At 43.5% G+C, this 16,874-nt stretch carries 16 protein-coding genes; 9 read left to right on the top strand and 7 right to left on the bottom strand.

The annotated features are described in order from the left end of the window. Nucleotides 1-24: 24 nt before the first annotated feature. Nucleotides 25-612, bottom strand: a complete 588-nt coding sequence (gene orn, locus ACT3QN_RS09970) for an oligoribonuclease (protein ID WP_444520607.1) — start codon at nt 610-612, stop codon at nt 25-27. Between the two features lie 230 nt (nt 613-842). Between orn and rsgA the strand changes: the two genes are divergently transcribed. The 4 genes from rsgA to secB all read left to right on the top strand — a co-directional run bounded on the left by rsgA (nt 843) and on the right by secB (nt 3,795). Further along, nucleotides 843-1,946, top strand: a complete 1,104-nt coding sequence (rsgA, locus tag ACT3QN_RS09965; RefSeq protein ID WP_444523165.1) for a ribosome small subunit-dependent GTPase A — start codon at nt 843-845, stop codon at nt 1,944-1,946. Between the two features lie 221 nt (nt 1,947-2,167). Next, the gene (locus ACT3QN_RS09960; RefSeq protein WP_444523164.1) at nt 2,168-2,623 is read left to right on the top strand and encodes a rhodanese-like domain-containing protein; all 456 of its coding nucleotides are present in this window, start codon (nt 2,168-2,170) and stop codon (nt 2,621-2,623) included. Between the two features lie 274 nt (nt 2,624-2,897). After that, a complete protein-coding gene (gene grxC / locus ACT3QN_RS09955; RefSeq protein ID WP_021813631.1) occupies nt 2,898-3,161 on the top strand; it encodes a glutaredoxin 3 in 264 nt (87 codons plus the stop codon). 181 nt (nt 3,162-3,342) lie between these two features. Continuing rightward, nucleotides 3,343-3,795, top strand: coding sequence for a protein-export chaperone SecB (gene secB, locus ACT3QN_RS09950; protein WP_444523163.1), 453 nt, complete (start codon nt 3,343-3,345; stop codon nt 3,793-3,795). Nucleotides 3,796-3,991: 196 nt separating this feature from the next. On the opposite strand, the gene adk is transcribed toward secB, so the two are convergent. From adk to ACT3QN_RS09920, 6 genes are all read right to left on the bottom strand, one after another. After that, complete coding sequence (gene adk, locus ACT3QN_RS09945) at nt 3,992-4,645, bottom strand: adenylate kinase (protein ID WP_444523195.1); 654 nt, start codon at nt 4,643-4,645, stop codon at nt 3,992-3,994. A 330-nt stretch (nt 4,646-4,975) separates the two neighbouring features. Further along, complete coding sequence (gene ccmI / locus ACT3QN_RS09940; protein ID WP_444523162.1) at nt 4,976-6,256, bottom strand: c-type cytochrome biogenesis protein CcmI; 1,281 nt, start codon at nt 6,254-6,256, stop codon at nt 4,976-4,978. Then, complete coding sequence (locus ACT3QN_RS09935; protein ID WP_444523161.1) at nt 6,253-6,810, bottom strand: cytochrome c-type biogenesis protein; 558 nt, start codon at nt 6,808-6,810, stop codon at nt 6,253-6,255. The genes ccmI and ACT3QN_RS09935 overlap by 4 nt, the downstream gene beginning before the upstream one ends. Then, nucleotides 6,807-7,484, bottom strand: a complete 678-nt coding sequence (locus ACT3QN_RS09930) for a DsbE family thiol:disulfide interchange protein (protein ID WP_444523160.1) — start codon at nt 7,482-7,484, stop codon at nt 6,807-6,809. The genes ACT3QN_RS09935 and ACT3QN_RS09930 overlap by 4 nt, the downstream gene beginning before the upstream one ends. Nucleotide 7,485: 1 nt before the next feature. Beyond that, nucleotides 7,486-9,516 (bottom strand): heme lyase CcmF/NrfE family subunit, encoded by a 2,031-nt coding sequence (locus tag ACT3QN_RS09925; protein WP_444520600.1) that lies wholly within the window; start codon nt 9,514-9,516, stop codon nt 7,486-7,488. Between the two features lie 280 nt (nt 9,517-9,796). Continuing rightward, nucleotides 9,797-11,131: a hypothetical protein gene (locus ACT3QN_RS09920; RefSeq protein WP_444523159.1), complete on the bottom strand. Its 1,335-nt coding sequence runs from the start codon at nt 11,129-11,131 to the stop codon at nt 9,797-9,799. A 492-nt stretch (nt 11,132-11,623) separates the two neighbouring features. Here ACT3QN_RS09920 and mrdA point away from each other — a divergent pair, with 492 nt between their 5' ends. From mrdA to ACT3QN_RS09895, 5 genes are all read left to right on the top strand, one after another. Beyond that, a complete protein-coding gene (mrdA, locus tag ACT3QN_RS09915) occupies nt 11,624-13,609 on the top strand; it encodes a penicillin-binding protein 2 (protein WP_444523158.1) in 1,986 nt (661 codons plus the stop codon). Nucleotides 13,610-13,662: 53 nt separating this feature from the next. Further along, nucleotides 13,663-14,349: a 16S rRNA (guanine(966)-N(2))-methyltransferase RsmD gene (rsmD, locus tag ACT3QN_RS09910; protein ID WP_444523157.1), complete on the top strand. Its 687-nt coding sequence runs from the start codon at nt 13,663-13,665 to the stop codon at nt 14,347-14,349. Between the two features lie 210 nt (nt 14,350-14,559). Further along, nucleotides 14,560-14,988: a 50S ribosomal protein L13 gene (gene rplM / locus ACT3QN_RS09905; protein WP_057761004.1), complete on the top strand. Its 429-nt coding sequence runs from the start codon at nt 14,560-14,562 to the stop codon at nt 14,986-14,988. 9 nt (nt 14,989-14,997) lie between these two features. Beyond that, on the top strand, nt 14,998-15,384 hold the full coding sequence (gene rpsI, locus ACT3QN_RS09900; protein ID WP_444520596.1) for a 30S ribosomal protein S9: 387 nt from the start codon (nt 14,998-15,000) through the stop codon (nt 15,382-15,384). 371 nt (nt 15,385-15,755) lie between these two features. Continuing rightward, the gene (locus ACT3QN_RS09895; RefSeq protein WP_444523156.1) at nt 15,756-16,844 is read left to right on the top strand and encodes an LpxL/LpxP family acyltransferase; all 1,089 of its coding nucleotides are present in this window, start codon (nt 15,756-15,758) and stop codon (nt 16,842-16,844) included. Nucleotides 16,845-16,874 lie beyond the last annotated feature (30 nt).

Here is a 16,874-nt window from a genome sequence, read left to right as displayed (position 1 = left end):
CTTGAACTGCTTATCGCCCGCTCTTTAGTCCATCAATTTAAAGAAATGCTGACGGTAGTGCTTTAGTTCACGAATAGAGTCACGAATATCGTCTAGTGCTAAATGACTGCCGCCTTTTTCAAAATTTCGTAAGATATCAGGACGCCAGCGGAAACAAAGCTCTTTGATTGATGACACATCAAGATTGCGATAATGGAAGAAACGCTCAAGCTCTGGCATTTGGCGTGCCATAAATCGGCGATCTTGGCAAATAGAATTACCACACATTGGGGACTTTCCACTATCAACCCATTTGTTTAGGAACTTGATAGTCTCAGCTTCGGCTTCTGCCAATGTCACCGTACTACGACGCACACGATCGACCAATCCAGATTGACCGTGCTGCTTGGTATTCCAGTCATCCATTTTATTTAAGACTTGATCCGATACCTTTATAGCAAATACTGGGCCTTCAGCAAGTACATTCAAATCTTCGTCAGTAACGACAGTAGCAATCTCGATAATCTCATCGTTTAAGGTATCAAGTCCGGTCATTTCTAAATCAATCCACACCAGCCCTTTTTTGCCTTTATTTTTGATTTTAATCTTGTTGGGATGGTCACCGGTAGTCATACAGTATCCTATGGTCATTGAATTTTGGAACAGTTTTAAACACAATTAAAAAAACGTATTACGAGTAAAGACTCATGCTCAGACAGTATCGTAGCGCACTGATAGATTTGAAAAATCTAGTAAGCAGCTAAAATATTACAAAACCACTGTCTGCCGCAAACGCTTTAGGCTGTATGTTAGCAAATTTTCACGCTACACTTAGCAATATTTTTATAATAGGTCACAAACCCATGGCATTAATCCGGCAACGCAAACTGACTAAACAACAGATTCGTCGCATCGACAAGCAGCAACTGTCCAATCAAGATAGTATTGATGACAGTCTGATGGATGGCGTAGTCATGGCGCATTACGGTAAGCAACTAGAAGTACAAGTCACTAGCCTGCCTGCAGTGATACCTGAGCAACCAGAGATTGCGCCTGATGATCCTGAGCCGTTTTGGCAAGCGCTTGAGTTGAATGATATTTGGCGCTGTCATGTGCGTACCAACCTACCCATGCTAGCTGCTGGTGATCAAGTTCGCTGGAATGCTGACTCTAATACCGGCTTTGGACGTATCGAAGCTGTTAAACCGCGTACTTCGCTGGTGTCTCGTCCTGACCGCTATCATAAACTCAAACCTGTCGCTGCCAATGTCGATATTTTGGCCATTGTTTTTGCGCCTTTACCTGCCGCTGCACCAACACTGATCGATCGCTATCTCGTGGTATGTCATCATGCAGGGGTCAAGCCACTATTGGTACTTAACAAAGCCGATTTATTGGCAGCAGAAAACGGCGTAGATACCAATGAATTATTGGCACAATATGCCGCACTTGGCTATGAGAGTGTTCTGACTTCGGTCGACTGCCCTGAAAATATTGCCGAGAACGATGAGCAAGAAGGCCTTGATGAGCTAAAGCGCTATATAGATAAAAAACTGGTTATCTTTGCTGGTCAATCTGGCGTCGGTAAAAGCAGTTTAATCAATGCCCTACTTCCCGACTCTGGTCAAAGCGTCAATATCATCTCACAAAACTCCAAGCTCGGTCAGCACACGACGACGACCAGTCGACTGCTACCATTTAATCAAGAAGACCTCACCCAAGGTGGTATCGTTGATACACCAGGGATTCGTGAGTATGGTATTTGGCACCTCACTCCTGATGATATTATTTCAGGCTTCGTTGAACTAGCACCATTGGCTGGTGACTGCCAATTCCGTGACTGTCGCCATACTCACAACAGCAAAGGCTGCGCATTATGGCAAGCAGTCGCTGATGGTAAGGTATTGCAGCGCCGTGTTGAAAACCTCGTTACGCTACGAGAAGAAGCGGATACTAAGCCTTATTGAATTTTAGTTTGTCAGTGTCCGCCTTAGTTAAAAGCGGTATTGTGAGTAGATATTTTTATTAGGCTGAGAAACTCAATAGATAAGTACAATATCCATTTAATTATTGCCCGTGTCATCGCCCGTTTACTATAGATGACCTTATCGGTATAATAGCGCCTTGTTCAATATCATTGGGCTGTCTTCTCAGCTTAATAGAACACTTATTTTTTTGGAGGTATGGTTTGGATCGTGCGCTGGAATTTGTGGGCAACCACCCGTTTTTATTTGGTATATTAGCCGTACTTGCTATACTGTTTTTTACGATTGAAAACAAACGTAGCGGTAGAAAAATATCGCCTAACACGCTTGGCATGATGGTCAACTCTCAAAACGCGCAGCTTATTGATATTCGCGCTAAGAAGAAGTTTGAATCAGGCTATATTCAAGGCAGCCGCAATATACCGTTCACTGACCTCAAAGACCGCTTAGAAGAGATTCGCGCGATTGAGCAGCCAGTGATTATCATCTGCGACATGGGCGTACAAGCAGGCGCTGCGATTCAGATGATCGGTAAAGATAGTGTCTACCGCTTAGATGGCGGTGTCGGCGGTTGGCAAGGCGCTGGTATGCCATTGGTTGGTGTAAAAGACGCCAAATCAAAGACTAAAGGTAAAACAAAACCAAGTCTAAGCAAGTAATAGACCGGTATAAGCGCTATAAAAAAGACACCTGATCAGAAGGTGTCTTTTTTTTGTGGTTCGCTTTTTATATTCTATTTATAGCTTAAAAGACGTTTTGGGCGGAAACGGCTTGAATTTACTATACCCATCCCCACTTTAGTAATGAGCATCACCAAATGCATTTATACTTTACTCATTGATAACAGACTATACCAACTCTTAGACTATGATAATTTATCATGCTCTTTATAATAAGTTTGTTATCCCATAAATTTATAAATAAGGATTTACCATGACTGTATCTGTGAAAGTTTACACTACCCCTATCTGCCCATACTGCTCAAACGCCAAACAACTACTAAAAACCAAAGGCGTTGATTATGAAGAAATCGGCATGCACGATATGAGCAGCGAAGAGCGCCAAGCTTTGATGAAAAAAACCAATAATTACCGCACTGTGCCGCAAATCTTCGTTGGTGAAACCTTTGTCGGTGGTTTTGATGAGCTCAACCAAATGAATCAGCAAGGCAAACTTGACGAGCTATTGGCTGGTTAATCTGATACATCTCTTTACTGTCTGTCTTTATCTATGTAAAGATAGGCAGCGGCGAATTTTAATAGAGCAGTAAGAAGTAATGATAAGAAATATCAAGTTTTCGTCTTGATTTATATTACAATGAATTTTTATTGTAATGACGATTTGTCCAATCATTTGATTTAATTTTAGAGGATTTACCATGGCTGAAGAACAAGCACAACCACAATTGGCACTAGAACGTATCTATGTAAAAGATATGTCACTTGAAGTTCCAGGCGCTGGCGTATTCACCAAAGAGTGGAACCCAGAGCTTGATATCAATTTGTCTAGCAACGCTGAAAAATTAGATGACGATCATTATCAAATCATCCTAACTGTGAGCGTTACTGCCAAAAATGCGGAAGAAGCAGCGTTTATCGCTGAAGTGCATCAAGCAGGTATCTTCTTACTAAAAGACATTCCAGAAGACCAAATCGGTCAAATCTTAGGTGCATACTGCCCTAACGTGTTGTTCCCATACGCTCGTGAAGTCATCAGTGACATCGTGACACGTGGTAGCTTCCCACAATTGCTACTAGCACCTGTGAACTTCGATCAAGCATACGCGCAAAGCCAACAGCAAGCTCAAGTGGATGCTCAAGGTAACGCATAGGTATTAATCAAAAGCATATGAGCTTTATAAGTTGTATATGTTGATAAAAGAGCCGTTTACTTATAATGAGTGAGCGGTTTTTTTGTGGCTATGTTTTCATGACGCACAAAGTCATCAGCCATAAAAAAACCCTGTTATCAAACAGGGTCTTCAATGACTATATCAACTGGCTAAATCAATTAGCTAAAATCGACAATTAGCCTTTTAGTGCAGACAAGATTTGCTGCTTAACATCATCGATACCTTGCGTACCATCAAACTTGTCATAGCTAGGTGCTTCATCGCCTTCTTTAGCTTTGTCTTGGTAAAAACCAACCAATGCTGACGTTTGCTCATGATAAGTAGACAGACGGTCACGAATAGTGGCTTCTTGGTCATCTTCACGCTGGATAAGCGCTTCACCAGTGACATCATCGATGCCTTCAACTTTTGGTGGATTGTGATGGATATGATACACACGGCCTGAACCTGGATGCTGACGACGGCCAGACAGACGGCTAACGATTTCGTCGTCAGGCACACTGATCTCAACTACATGGTCAATAGCAACGTCGGCGTCTGCAAGTGCTTGCGCTTGAGGAATAGTACGCGGAAAACCATCTAGAATACAACCATTGACACAATCAGGCTTAGCGATACGCTCTTTCACTAGGTTGATAATAAGGTCGTCAGAAACCAAACCACCAGCATTCATGATATCTTTGGCTTTTTTGCCAAGCTCGCTACCTTCTTTGATTGCTGCACGTAGCATGTCGCCAGTTGAGATCTGTGGAATATCATATTCTTTAGAAATAAACTGGGCTTGGGTACCTTTACCGGCGCCTGGTGGTCCTAGTAAAATAATACGCATCATTACACGACTCTCCTTAATAGATAGGATTTTGGGATTAATAAAACCCAGGGATTATTTGTTTGCAAAGCTACCTTACCTTGTGGCCCTGCAAAGCTCAAGTATTTTCATTATTGATGTGATAAGTTGGCATGACTTATCTGTTCATATGTAGTCAATTCAGAATAAAAAGTAGAAGATTAACCGTGTTTAGAATATTTATTTAACTACCTGAATTAACTTCACACCTCTTCTAATCAAGTCAATCATCGCACTGTTGCTCACGGCTATGCTGAGCAACAGCGTCTATATAGTACATACCATTTTCGTTAGGTATTTATACTGCTATAACTATGGAACTTGCTGATTGATTTCCACATTAACCTCAGTTTGTTCTGCGCCGATGACCACTGGGTTACCAGAAAGGTCACCTGATTCTGCGGTAGCATTACCGCTATGGCTGATACGAGCGATGACCGCTAGCTGGACTTTATCAGAACGAGCCGACCCGAGAGTACGCTCTGGCATCATAGCATCAAGATCACTTAGACTAATAACGGCTTCGCCTTGCTTGATATTGCTGATTGGTAGACGCTTCGCCGCAAATGGTGGACCACCTTTTACATCGCGTATCGCTACAAACAGTGTATCGTCAGCTTTTACCAATGGTAGTAGACTGGCATTGACTTTGACCGTCACTTCGACGCCTTCAGAGGCTTGCTGCTGCTGCATCACCACATTAGCACTCAGCTCGTCTAGACTTGATAGCGCTTGCGTATGATCACCTGGTTTGGCTGCGATACTCTCACGCAGACGCTTAATCCAGCCTTGCGCTTGATCGAAGTTACTAGCACGTGCTTCACCCATCGCCATAAGCATTTGTGCGCCTTCATGCTCTGGGTTTTTGGCTAGTATGTTTTCTAATACTCGGCGACTATTTGCATCTAACTGACCTTTATTAGCAAAGAAACTGATCTGCGCATAAGTGGTCGCAATTTCTTCGTTGTCAGGTGATAGACGATAAGCGCGCGACAACGCCTCTAACGCTGAATCAGTCGCTTCTAATGATAAGAACAGCTCCGATAGGCGCATCCAGCGATTGTAATCACTAGCATGACGGTAGACGTTAGTCTGCATAGCACTAATCAGCTGATTACCATCTTCAATTGCCCAAGCAGGTGGTTGATCTATTCTACCTGCTAATAGATCATCCGCCACTTGGCCAACTTTGTCCTCAGCAGCCCACAACTCAAATACGGGTGTGCGATCACCGACCATCAGATATGCCATGGCAGTCAATACAGGTACCCAAACGATAACAATCAATCGGCTTTTGATACCTGGCGTGACCATTGGTGAGACTTCACGCTGGGCATCCAAAAGCTGACGTTCAAGCTCAAGTTTTTGGTTTTGATAATGATGATCATCAATAACGCCACTGTCTTTATCTGTTTTCAGTTCTGCTAGTCGCTCACGGAACACAGCAACGTTGATATCTAGTAGTTGATTGTCCAAAGGCTTACTATGTGAACGCGGTGCTTTTAACCATGGTTTAATGGTGATAACACCCAGCAACAAAGCGACAAGTAAACTTAGCGCAATAAATAAGCCAACAGTAGAAAATATGGTCATTTTTTGCCCCCAAGGCTTGTAGTGTCGTCTTTGTCATCATTATTAGCTCGTGACAATAAGCGATCAAGTTCTGCTTTTTCAGCGGCAGACAATGCTTTTATATTGTTGTCTACTGTGACACCACCCTCGCCACTAGCGACGAGCTGACGACGTTTGCTTTGCCAAAACCAACCAACTAGCAAAACGATCAATAGTAATGGTGGGAAAAACCATAAAATCCATGTTGAAGGACGTACCGGTGGCTTATAGCTGATAAAGTCACCGTAGCGTTCTTGCATATACGCTCGAATCTCGCCATCACTACGACCATCTTTTATCAAATCATAGGTCTTTTGTTTTAAGTCTTGCGCAATGGGTGCATCAGACCCTGCCAAATTTTGATTCTGACATTTTGGACAGCGCAGTTCTTCGATGAGACCACGATATTGGGCTTCTTGTTGCACAGAGTCAAAGTCATAGACATCAATTGCAGCAAAACTGGCCATGCTGAATAGACAGGCGATCAGCAAGCTTGCTAACTTGATAGTCGCACTTCTTATTTGATGGGCTATCATTTGCACACCTCCGCAACTTGACTCGGATCTGGACTAACCCCATTATTGCTAGCCTCATTGAGTACCATCAAGCAAGGCGTAATACGACTTTGCCAATTGCTTTCGTTGATTTCACCGACGATATGCTGACGAATAACCCCTTCACCATCGACAATAAAAGTCTCAGGCGCACCTGTCAGACCCAAGTCTAAAGCAAACTGTCCTGACAAATCCTGAATAGACATAGAGAACGGATCACCACCGCGATTCAGATACCCTAATGCATCGCCAATATCATCTTTGTAATTGACACCCACTAAGTTAACGCCGCGCTCTTCTAGCTCCATCAAAAAAGGATGCTCAATGATACAAGTTGGGCACCAAGAGCCCCAAATATTCATTAAAAATGGCTTATCTGGTAAGTTGTCATTGGTCATAATACGACTGGTATCTGACAACAACGGTAGTTCAAAGGCAGGTACTGGGCGTTCTAGAGCCGTATTGGTCACGATATCAGTCGGTTTGCCCAAACGCATATAGAGTATAGCGACCAAGCCAATAAAGATAACCAACGGAATCAAAAATCCAATCTTTAACTTTTTCTTACTTTTCACTTTATTGCTACTTGTCGTTTTGCTACCGTTGACGGTTGCTTGTTGAACTTTGTTATCAGGTTCATTGTTTGAGGCAGTCATATCAACGCTCCCCTATCTTTGTAGCTGACGTATCTAAATCTGCAACTGTAGCAAAGCCTGATTTTTTGGCCGCAATTTGCGCAGGTGTTTTGGTTTTTTTGATACGATAACGACTGTCTAGCATACTGAGTAATGCACCAAACGCCATGATAAGCGCACCCAACCATATCCAGCGAATAAGCGGTTTAACATAGATTCGAAAAGCCCATTCATTGCTATCTTCGGCAATCGGCTCACCAAGTGCTACGTAGACATCACGCATCAGATTGGCGTCAATCGCAGCCTCTGTCATCGGCATCATACTGATAATATAGTTACGCTTTTCAGGGTATAACGTGGTCACTTCTTGACCGTCTTTACTGACCATTACTTCTGCTTGTGTGGCATCAAAGTTACTACCTTTTACTTCACGGAAGCCTTGTACAGTAAAGTCATAACCTTGTACATTCACACTATCATTAGGCCCTAATGCCACATCACGCTCAATGCTCAACGTGCTGGTAAATGCCACACCGATGACTGCAATGATGACGCCAATATGAGCGGTTTGTTGACCCCAATAACTTAGACGTAACTGACGTAAACCCTTTAAGCGACTTGGTGCATTTTTGGTTTTATCTTTGAAGTCGACAACCATCCATAACAGTACCCAAAAGCTCACGACCAATGTGACACCAATATTTAGCATCGCTGATGGACTGGTGAAGTAGGTGATGATGGCAGCCAATACCAAACTACTTACCGCGATAACCATACCAGCGCCTAATAACGGACGGCTGTCTTGTTTCCAGCGGATATTAGAACCCATACCCATTGCCACTAATAGTAGCCACGTCAACGGCACAAATAGTGCGTTGAAGTATGGAGGGCCAACAGACACCTGACCTAAATTAAAGGCATCAGCAATAATAGGATAGAGCGTACCAAGTAGCACTACTAAGGTTGAAATCAGAATAATAACGTTGTTAATCACCAAAAATGATTCACGTGAGATAAGTCGATACTGACTCTCGACCGTCAAACGCCAGCCGCGTACAGCGAACATCAACAGACCACCGCCGACGATGATACCGAGGATCACTAAAATCACCAGACCACGCGTCGGGTCAGCGGCAAATGAATGCACTGACGTGATGACACCTGAACGTACTAAGAATGTACCAAGCAAACTGAGCGCAAAAGCAAAGATTGCAAGCATGATTGTCCATGCTTTAAATACACCGCGTTTTTCGGTGACAGCAAGTGAGTGCAGTAGCGCTGTCCCTGCCAGCCACGGCATCAATGAGGCGTTCTCTACTGGATCCCAGAACCACCAACCGCCCCAGCCAAGCTCATAATAAGCCCACCATGAGCCAAGCGCGATACCGACTGTCAAAAAACCCCAAGCAGCCAATGCCCATGGACGCGACCAGCGTGTCCATACTGCGTCTAAACGCCCTTCCCACAATGCTGCCATACAAAACGCGAATGGTACAACCATGCCCACATAGCCCATATAAAGCATCGGTGGGTGAATAATCAAACCAAAATCTTGCAATACAGGGTTGAGATCCGCACCATCAACAGGCAGATTAGGTAATGTGCGATCAAATGGTGATGAGGTAAAGATAAGCATCGCTAGCATCATCATCTGCACGCCTGCTAGTATCACAAGCACTCGCGCACGCATAGATAACGGCAACCCACGGCTGAAATATGAGACCAGCGCACACCAAGTGGCCATGATGGTCATCCAAAGCAGCAACGAGCCTTCATGTCCGCCCCATGTCGCAGACAACTTGTAGTACCAAGGTAGCAATGTATTTGAGTGCTGAGTGACATAGACGAGACTAAAATCATTGTAATAAAAGCCTGCCATCAGCGCAGCGAATGATGTAATCATTGCCGCAAATTGTGCCCATGCCAGACTTGGCGCCAAACGCTGCCAAGCGACGTGGTCACGCATGACGCCAATGGTTGGTAGTACCACCTGCAAAATCGCCAGTATAAAAGCGGCCAGCAAGGCAAAATAACCCAATTCTGTGATTAACATACGGTCTAACCTTGTTTACCTTGGATATAATTAAGGGTTCACCGATGGCATTGCTAGCCACCGGCAAACGCTAATAATCCTTTATGCGGTCATAGTTTACGGTTAAAAACTGAGGTTTCAATTGCTGTAGAAGCACATAAAACCCGCTACTATCGTTGTGACGTACCAATATGAATGATTGATACAAAATGCTTATCTATTGTTAATTCTGCATTTTTTAGTTATTCGAAGCTTATTCAGTACAGCAGCTCATTATTATTTAAAAATACTTATTCACGCATTACTGCACTGAGGGGAAAAATACTAACACTAAATGTAACCAACCTGCTAGAAAACCGGTCAGACCGCCCAAAACAATCAGCGTCATCTCATCCTCACGAAAAGCTGGACGCAATAGATTCTGAAATTCATTTGGCGTGAGCGCACGTATTCTATCGCGAAACAGACCAAATATCTTACTGGCCCGGCTTTCGTTTAGCTCAGGATCTCGCAATGGAACCATCGTTGCGACAATAGACTTGTCGATGATGGTATTTTTTAATTGTCCATAATCACGGCGACCCAAGCCCACGCGTAATGTTGTGCTGATCACTGGCGACTCAAGCACCGTATATAGATGCGATTTCATCAAATCGCGCGTTTGCGCTGAGCGGTCACCATACATCATTTCATTCATAATGTTTTCTAAAGTGACCAAATCTTTCACCACAATCTCAGCAAAAACCTCAGAGACTTCCTCTTGGCGCTTCATGAAGCCGCCTTGTAAACGATACTTTGCGATATGCGGCATGACTGGTTTGATAAATGGAAAGCGACTCTGCACCGTAAATAGCTTCAAGTAAGGTATAAAGTGCGGTTCTACTGGATTAAACACCATCCAAATAGCAATCCAATTGGTGAGAAAGCCCCAAATCGCAGCAAAAAATGGTACGGTCCAATGCTGGGGCACCATCAAAAATATAAACATCTGGATAATACCAAATACCAAACCAATCAAAGCACTGATATGCCAGATAAAATCGATCTCTTTTTGCCCGACCTTTAGAAACATATTGACCATCAGGCGACGATCGTTTTCCATTGTATTAACAATCATCTTACGCATATCGACTAGATCTTCGACATGGTGGGTCAAATCTGTTACAAGCGACTGCATAATACTGGGTAGCTCTTGATGTGCTTGAGCATAAACTCGACGCTTAATCGCATACGGTAAATTGCTCCACAATGCTGGCGAATGATCCAGCATGATCTCATCTATCAAAGGCTCAAGATTCCTGTCAACCGTATCAGTGACAAATGTCGCCGTTTGCTCAGGCTCCATCGCCTGAAAAAACTCATCAAGCGAACCGAGTTTTGAGAGCGTCTGATCAACAATAACGCCTGATATCTTGCCCGCTTTACGCGGAACGATACCTTGCCAACCGATCCCTGGCAACCCAAAAAATGGGAAATTAGGAATACGAACACCCCGAAACTTAATCGGATAGAACAGCATTTTGAGCGCCATCCACACATGTAACCAAGTGACAAATGCCGTCACTGGTGGGATAGTCAGCATGGCGAAAAACTCTGGGTGTTCAGCTATCGTCTGCCATAGTGAATTTACGTCCATGACTTATCTAGTCCCTGACAGGTTGATTGTCGTTGCTAATATTATCGTTACAGATGATGAACCTTTAGCAAAATAAGAACGTTTAAAAAGACGCTCCGCCCATAATAACTACTATAAAATAAATCGCCTGATTTTAGCATACTTGCTATTTATTAGCACATATAGACCATAGTCGAGTTATAACTAAAAATGATATATCTCACAGTACTCCTTAACCCTCAAAGACCCGAATATAAGCCGGTTTTTGGCTAATAGATAAACAGAACAAAATATATGACTGAGTACTGCGCCTTCTCATTTGTTCTGTTATAATTTGTAGTGAAATAACAAAGACTATCTGCGTATAGATGAATGCATGACGTTTTCACATCACATCTTCTATGTGATTGAAACCATTTGTATTATCCTTTAGACTCACCGCACTTTGGTTAACCAGCCTGCCCTCTTATTTTTCCTTTATTGACTCACTGACCGTTTGGGCTCTGATCTTCTATGAATAAACCGATAACTCCCAATACCCAGCAGGTCAACAGTACCTTTACCAATCGTATTATCATTTTTGGGATTATAATCTTGATTGGTCTGGGCGGTTTGATAACACGGTACGGGTATTTGCAAGTCTATGCTCATGATCAGTACACAACGCAAGCAGATAACAACCGTATTAAATTGATATCTGCGCCGCCTAGCCGTGGTTATATTTACGATCGTAATGGGGTAATACTGGCAGACAATCAGCCTGTATTTACAGCGATGTTAAGCCCTGATGAGGTCGAGAACCCAGAGCGTACGTTAAATCTACTTGCGCCTATTTTTGATTTAACTGATACAGATATTACTGATATCTTAGCGCGTCTAAGTAAAAATAAGAATGATCCTGTAACCATCAAAATCGATTTAACAGAAGCGCAACTGGCTCAGTTTAGTGAGCGTAAGCCGTTTTTCCGTGGCGTCTCTATCCAGAGCAAGCTTACCCGCTCATATCCGTATGATGAGCTGTTTGCCCATGTCATTGGTTATGTTGGCCGCATTAATGATAAAGAGTCTAAACGCATTGATAAAGACCGTTATGCTGGTACTGACCTAATCGGTAAAATTGGCATCGAGGATTACTACGAAGACATCTTACTTGGGCAACCAGGTTATCAATCGGTCGAAACAGATGCGCATGGCAATATTTTACGTCAACTGGATACCAAGCCGCCGATAGCTGGTAACGATATTACGTTAAGCTTGGATTATGGTTTACAAACCATCGCCCAGCAGCAGCTCGATGGACGCCGCGGTGCAATCGTCGCGATAGATCCAAAAAACGGTGACGTCTTAGCATTTGTCAGTAATCCAAGTTACGATCCCAACCCCTTTATATCAGGTATTTCTTACAGAGACTACGATGACCTGCGTGAGGATCTGGATCAGCCGCTGTATAACCGTGCGCTTCAAGGTACTTACCCACCTGGCTCCACTATCAAGCCATTTGAGGGTCTAGGCGGCATTCATTATGGTTTACGCGATTGGAACAGCACCATCTATGATCCTGGCTATTTTAGCTTACCTGGCGACACGCATCGATTCCGCGACTGGAAACGTGGTGGTCATGGTACTGTAGATCTCAAAAAATCTATCATGATGTCAGTTGATACTTATTATTATAAATTGGCTTATGAGATGGGCATTCAACGTCTACACGATTGGATGGTACGCTTTGGCTTTGGTGAAGATACTGGTATTGATTTGCCTAACGAAAAATCAGGCATCATGCCATCGCCGAAATGGAAAAAAGATTCTTACGATAAAGACTGGCTACCAGGCGAGACCATCTCGGTCAGTATTGGACAAGGTTACTTCTTGGCGACACCGCTACAGATTGCCAACGCAACAGCCATGACGGCCAGTAAAGGACAGCACATTACCCCGCATTTGTTAAAAAGCAGTGACGGTGCTGCGGACGTCAAGATTATCACTAAGCCAGATGGCAAAATTGATTACAACGGCAAGCCATCAGACTGGTTACGCATGCACGACGCTATGGAAGACACTGTTAAAAGTGGTACTGGGCGCGGCATCTATACACCGCGCTATCGTATCGCTGGTAAAACAGGTACCGCACAGGTGAAATCTATCGCTCAAGGCAAACGCTATGACAAATCGGCCATCGATAAGCGCCACTGGGATCATGCTTGGTTTAATGGCTTTGCGCCAGTAGAAGATCCACAGATTGCGCTTGCCGTACTGGTCGAAAACGGCGGTGGTGGTAGTACTACTGCTGCGCCTATTGGCCGTGAGCTATTTGACTATTGGATGATACAACGCAAGACAGACCCTATACTTCCACCTTCTGCGGATGAACTAAAAGTTATTAAACGCCAAAAAGCTTTTGAAAAAGCCATGCGTGATGCTATTCGTGATAAAGAGGAAAAAGCATTGGAAGAGGAAGAAGCCGCGGAAGCCGAAACAGCGACAGCAACGTCTGAGTAACTAACCATTTAAACCGTAAAACCCAGCAAAGAATTGGTAAGCGAGACACAATAATGAAAAAAGCCTCAAATGGACGCGCATCAAAGAATCACCGTAAAGCGAAAAATGCAGCAGCAGGTGATGTGCGTATCATTGGTGGACAGTTTAAACGCCGTATTGTCAGTTTCATCGATGCAGATGGTCTGCGCCCAACCCCAGATCGACTGCGGGAGACTTTATTTAACTGGCTACTGGCTGATATTCATGACGCCTATGTACTCGATAGCTGTGCTGGCAGTGGCGTACTAGGGTTTGAAGCGCTATCTCGCGGCGCTGCCCACACGACATTTATCGAAATCAATCCAGCACAAAGCAACATGCTACGTCAGAGTGCTGAGCAGTTGCGCCTTGAGGCGTCTTCTTACCAAATCATCACTGGTACTGCTGAGCAGGTATTGCATCAAGAGCAGCTGACTGATCGGCCTTTTAACATTGTCTTTATCGATCCGCCTTATGCTCAGGATTTATGGCAGCCTATTTTGACGTCGCTTATTATCAACGCTTCAATTAATACTGAAACATTGATTTATTTAGAAGCTGATAAGGATTTATCAGCACAGCTTAAGCAATTAGAAGCGTCGCTAAATGAAAGATTAGGCTCGCCATTAAGCGTTATTCACCAACCAATCGCTTTTGAATGCCTGAAACAAACCAAAGTTGGACAAGTTGTCGCTGGACTTTATCGTCTATCATCGTCATAATTGTCGGGTTAATAATAGCCATTAACATATTTTACAAATGTTTAGAACCGCTAAAAACTGGCCGACGCTGCAATTTAATGTATATAAGGCGAAAATAAACCCCAATGCAGCTTGCAAGCGTAGGCGCTACTGCTTATAATGTGCAGTCTGTTTTTTGAGAGCCCCGTTCCCAGCTAAACTCTCAACGAATTCTAATTTTAAGGTTTTATCATGAAAACACTTAGTGCAAAACCAGCTGAAGTGACCCATGACTGGTATGTCGTAGATGCTGACGGCAAAACCCTTGGTCGCTTAGCCACTCAAATCGCAACTCGCTTACGTGGCAAGCACAAGCCTTCTTTTACTCCGCACGTTGATACTGGTGACTTTATTGTTGTCATCAATGCTGACAAAATCACGGTAACGGGTAAAAAAGCACAAGACAAAAAGTACTATCGTCACAGTGGCTACCCAGGTGGTATCAAAGAAACCAACTTCAACAAGTTGCTTGCACATAAGCCTGAAGATGTTCTACACAAAGCAGTTAAGGGTATGCTTCCAAAGGGCCCTCTTGGCTATGCGATGATCAAGAAGCTGAAACTTTATGCGGGTACTGATCATCCACATACTGCACAGCAACCTAAAGAACTAGACATCTAAGGAATACTTATGGAACGCAATTACGGAACTGGTCGCCGCAAGACGTCTACTGCTCGCGTATTTTTATCAAAAGGTACTGGTAGTATCGTTGTTAACGGTAAGCCACTTGACGAATACTTCAGCCGTGAAACTTCACGCATGGTTGTACGTCAGCCATTAGAACTACTAGACTCTGCTAACGCATATGATTTATATGTAACTGTCGCAGGCGGCGGTACTACTGGTCAGGCTGGCGCAATCCGCCACGGCATCACACGTGCATTAATCGAAGCTGACGAAACTTTGAAGCCTGCCCTAAAAGCAGCTGGTTTTGTTACTCGTGATTCACGTCAAGTTGAACGTAAGAAACTGGGTCTACGTAAAGCACGTAAACGTCCACAGTTCTCAAAACGTTAATCAAAACTCTCTCTTATATTTTTGCTGCTGTTGTCTTTTTCTCAGAGGATCAGTAGCAAGACTAAATAAGAGTCTGGTTTTGCAAAACCTTATAAGCTGGTCACAGCTTATAAGGTTTTTTTATGCCTACTAATAGCGCGTTAATTATATGATTGACTTAGTCAAACCAGCTTTACGATATATTGATAATAAGAATATTTTTAATATTCACTCCTTTGGATTGATAGTCGAAGCATGAGACTTTGTTTCAACACTGCAAAGTAGCGCATCTATAAAAATTCTAACTTGCAAAGCATTTAACGCTACCCCATCATACCAGTAACTTTTTATTATTAGCCATGATGCCTCAAACCTTGTTGTAGAAGGATATTATGAAAGCGCCAGAACAATACGACCCTAGCAAACCATCTGCTAATAGCAGCGTGCCACCTAGTACAAAGCAGTCGGCTAAATCGCCTGCCATACCTGCTGGAACGCCAACGATTACGCAAAATCATAAGCGTACCGCACAAGCAGATAAGAAACCATTTCAATGGCAGTTCTTAGTGCCAAAGTACTGGGGCATTTGGTTGTTGTTTTTGATCATGTTGCCAATGATATATTTACCATTACGTTGGCAATTTTGGCTAGGTCGTAAGCTTGGTAGTTTGATTTATAAAGCTGCTGGCTCACGTAGACGCGATACGTTAATTAATCTGAAGTTGGCGTTTCCAGAGAAGCCCGAAGCTGAACGTGAATTAATGGCCAAGCAAGTATTTGTCAATCAAGGTATTGGTGTATTTGAAACGTTATGTGCTTGGTTTCGACCCAATGTGTTTACCAAAACGGTATCTATCTCAGGACTACAGCATCTTGTGAATGCGCAAAATGAGCAGCGGCCAGTTATCCTGCTAGGTGCACATTACACGATGCTCGATTTAGGCGGCTTGCTAAGTGCACAGTTTTTCCCTGTAGACTGTATGTATCGTACGCAAAACAACCCTTTATTAGATTGGTTTATCTATAACGGTCGCACTAATATATTTGGTAAGCAAATCTCTAGCCGAGATATGCGTAGCTTAGTTACCTCTATCAAAGCGGGACACGTCGTCTGGTACTCTCCTGATCAAGACTACGGGCTAAAACAAGGAGTTATGGCGCCATTTTTTGGTGTACCAGCAGCGACTATTACTGCCTCTCGTCGTATGGCAAAAATGGGCAACAAAGCCAAACCACCAGCAGTTATGGCATTGCATACTTATCGACAGACACCTGATAATCTGCCGCGTGGTAAGCGTCCTCATTATCATTTGACTATTACGCCAGAATTAAACAACTACCCAAGTCATGATGAGGTCGCTGACGCCACTCGGGTTAATGAAGTCTTAGAAGGACTCATTCGTATTGATCCTACCCAGTGGATGTGGTTCCATCGCCGCTTTAAACATGGGCCAAACGGTCGTACTGATATCTATAAGTAAGCCTTTATTCCCAAAAATACTAGTGAAGTT

It is taken from the genome of Psychrobacter sp. AOP7-C1-14 (assembly GCF_052376135.1).
In the GTDB taxonomy this organism is placed as follows: Bacteria; Pseudomonadota; Gammaproteobacteria; order Pseudomonadales; family Moraxellaceae; genus Psychrobacter.
This window is presented reverse-complemented; position numbering and strand designations above follow the sequence as displayed.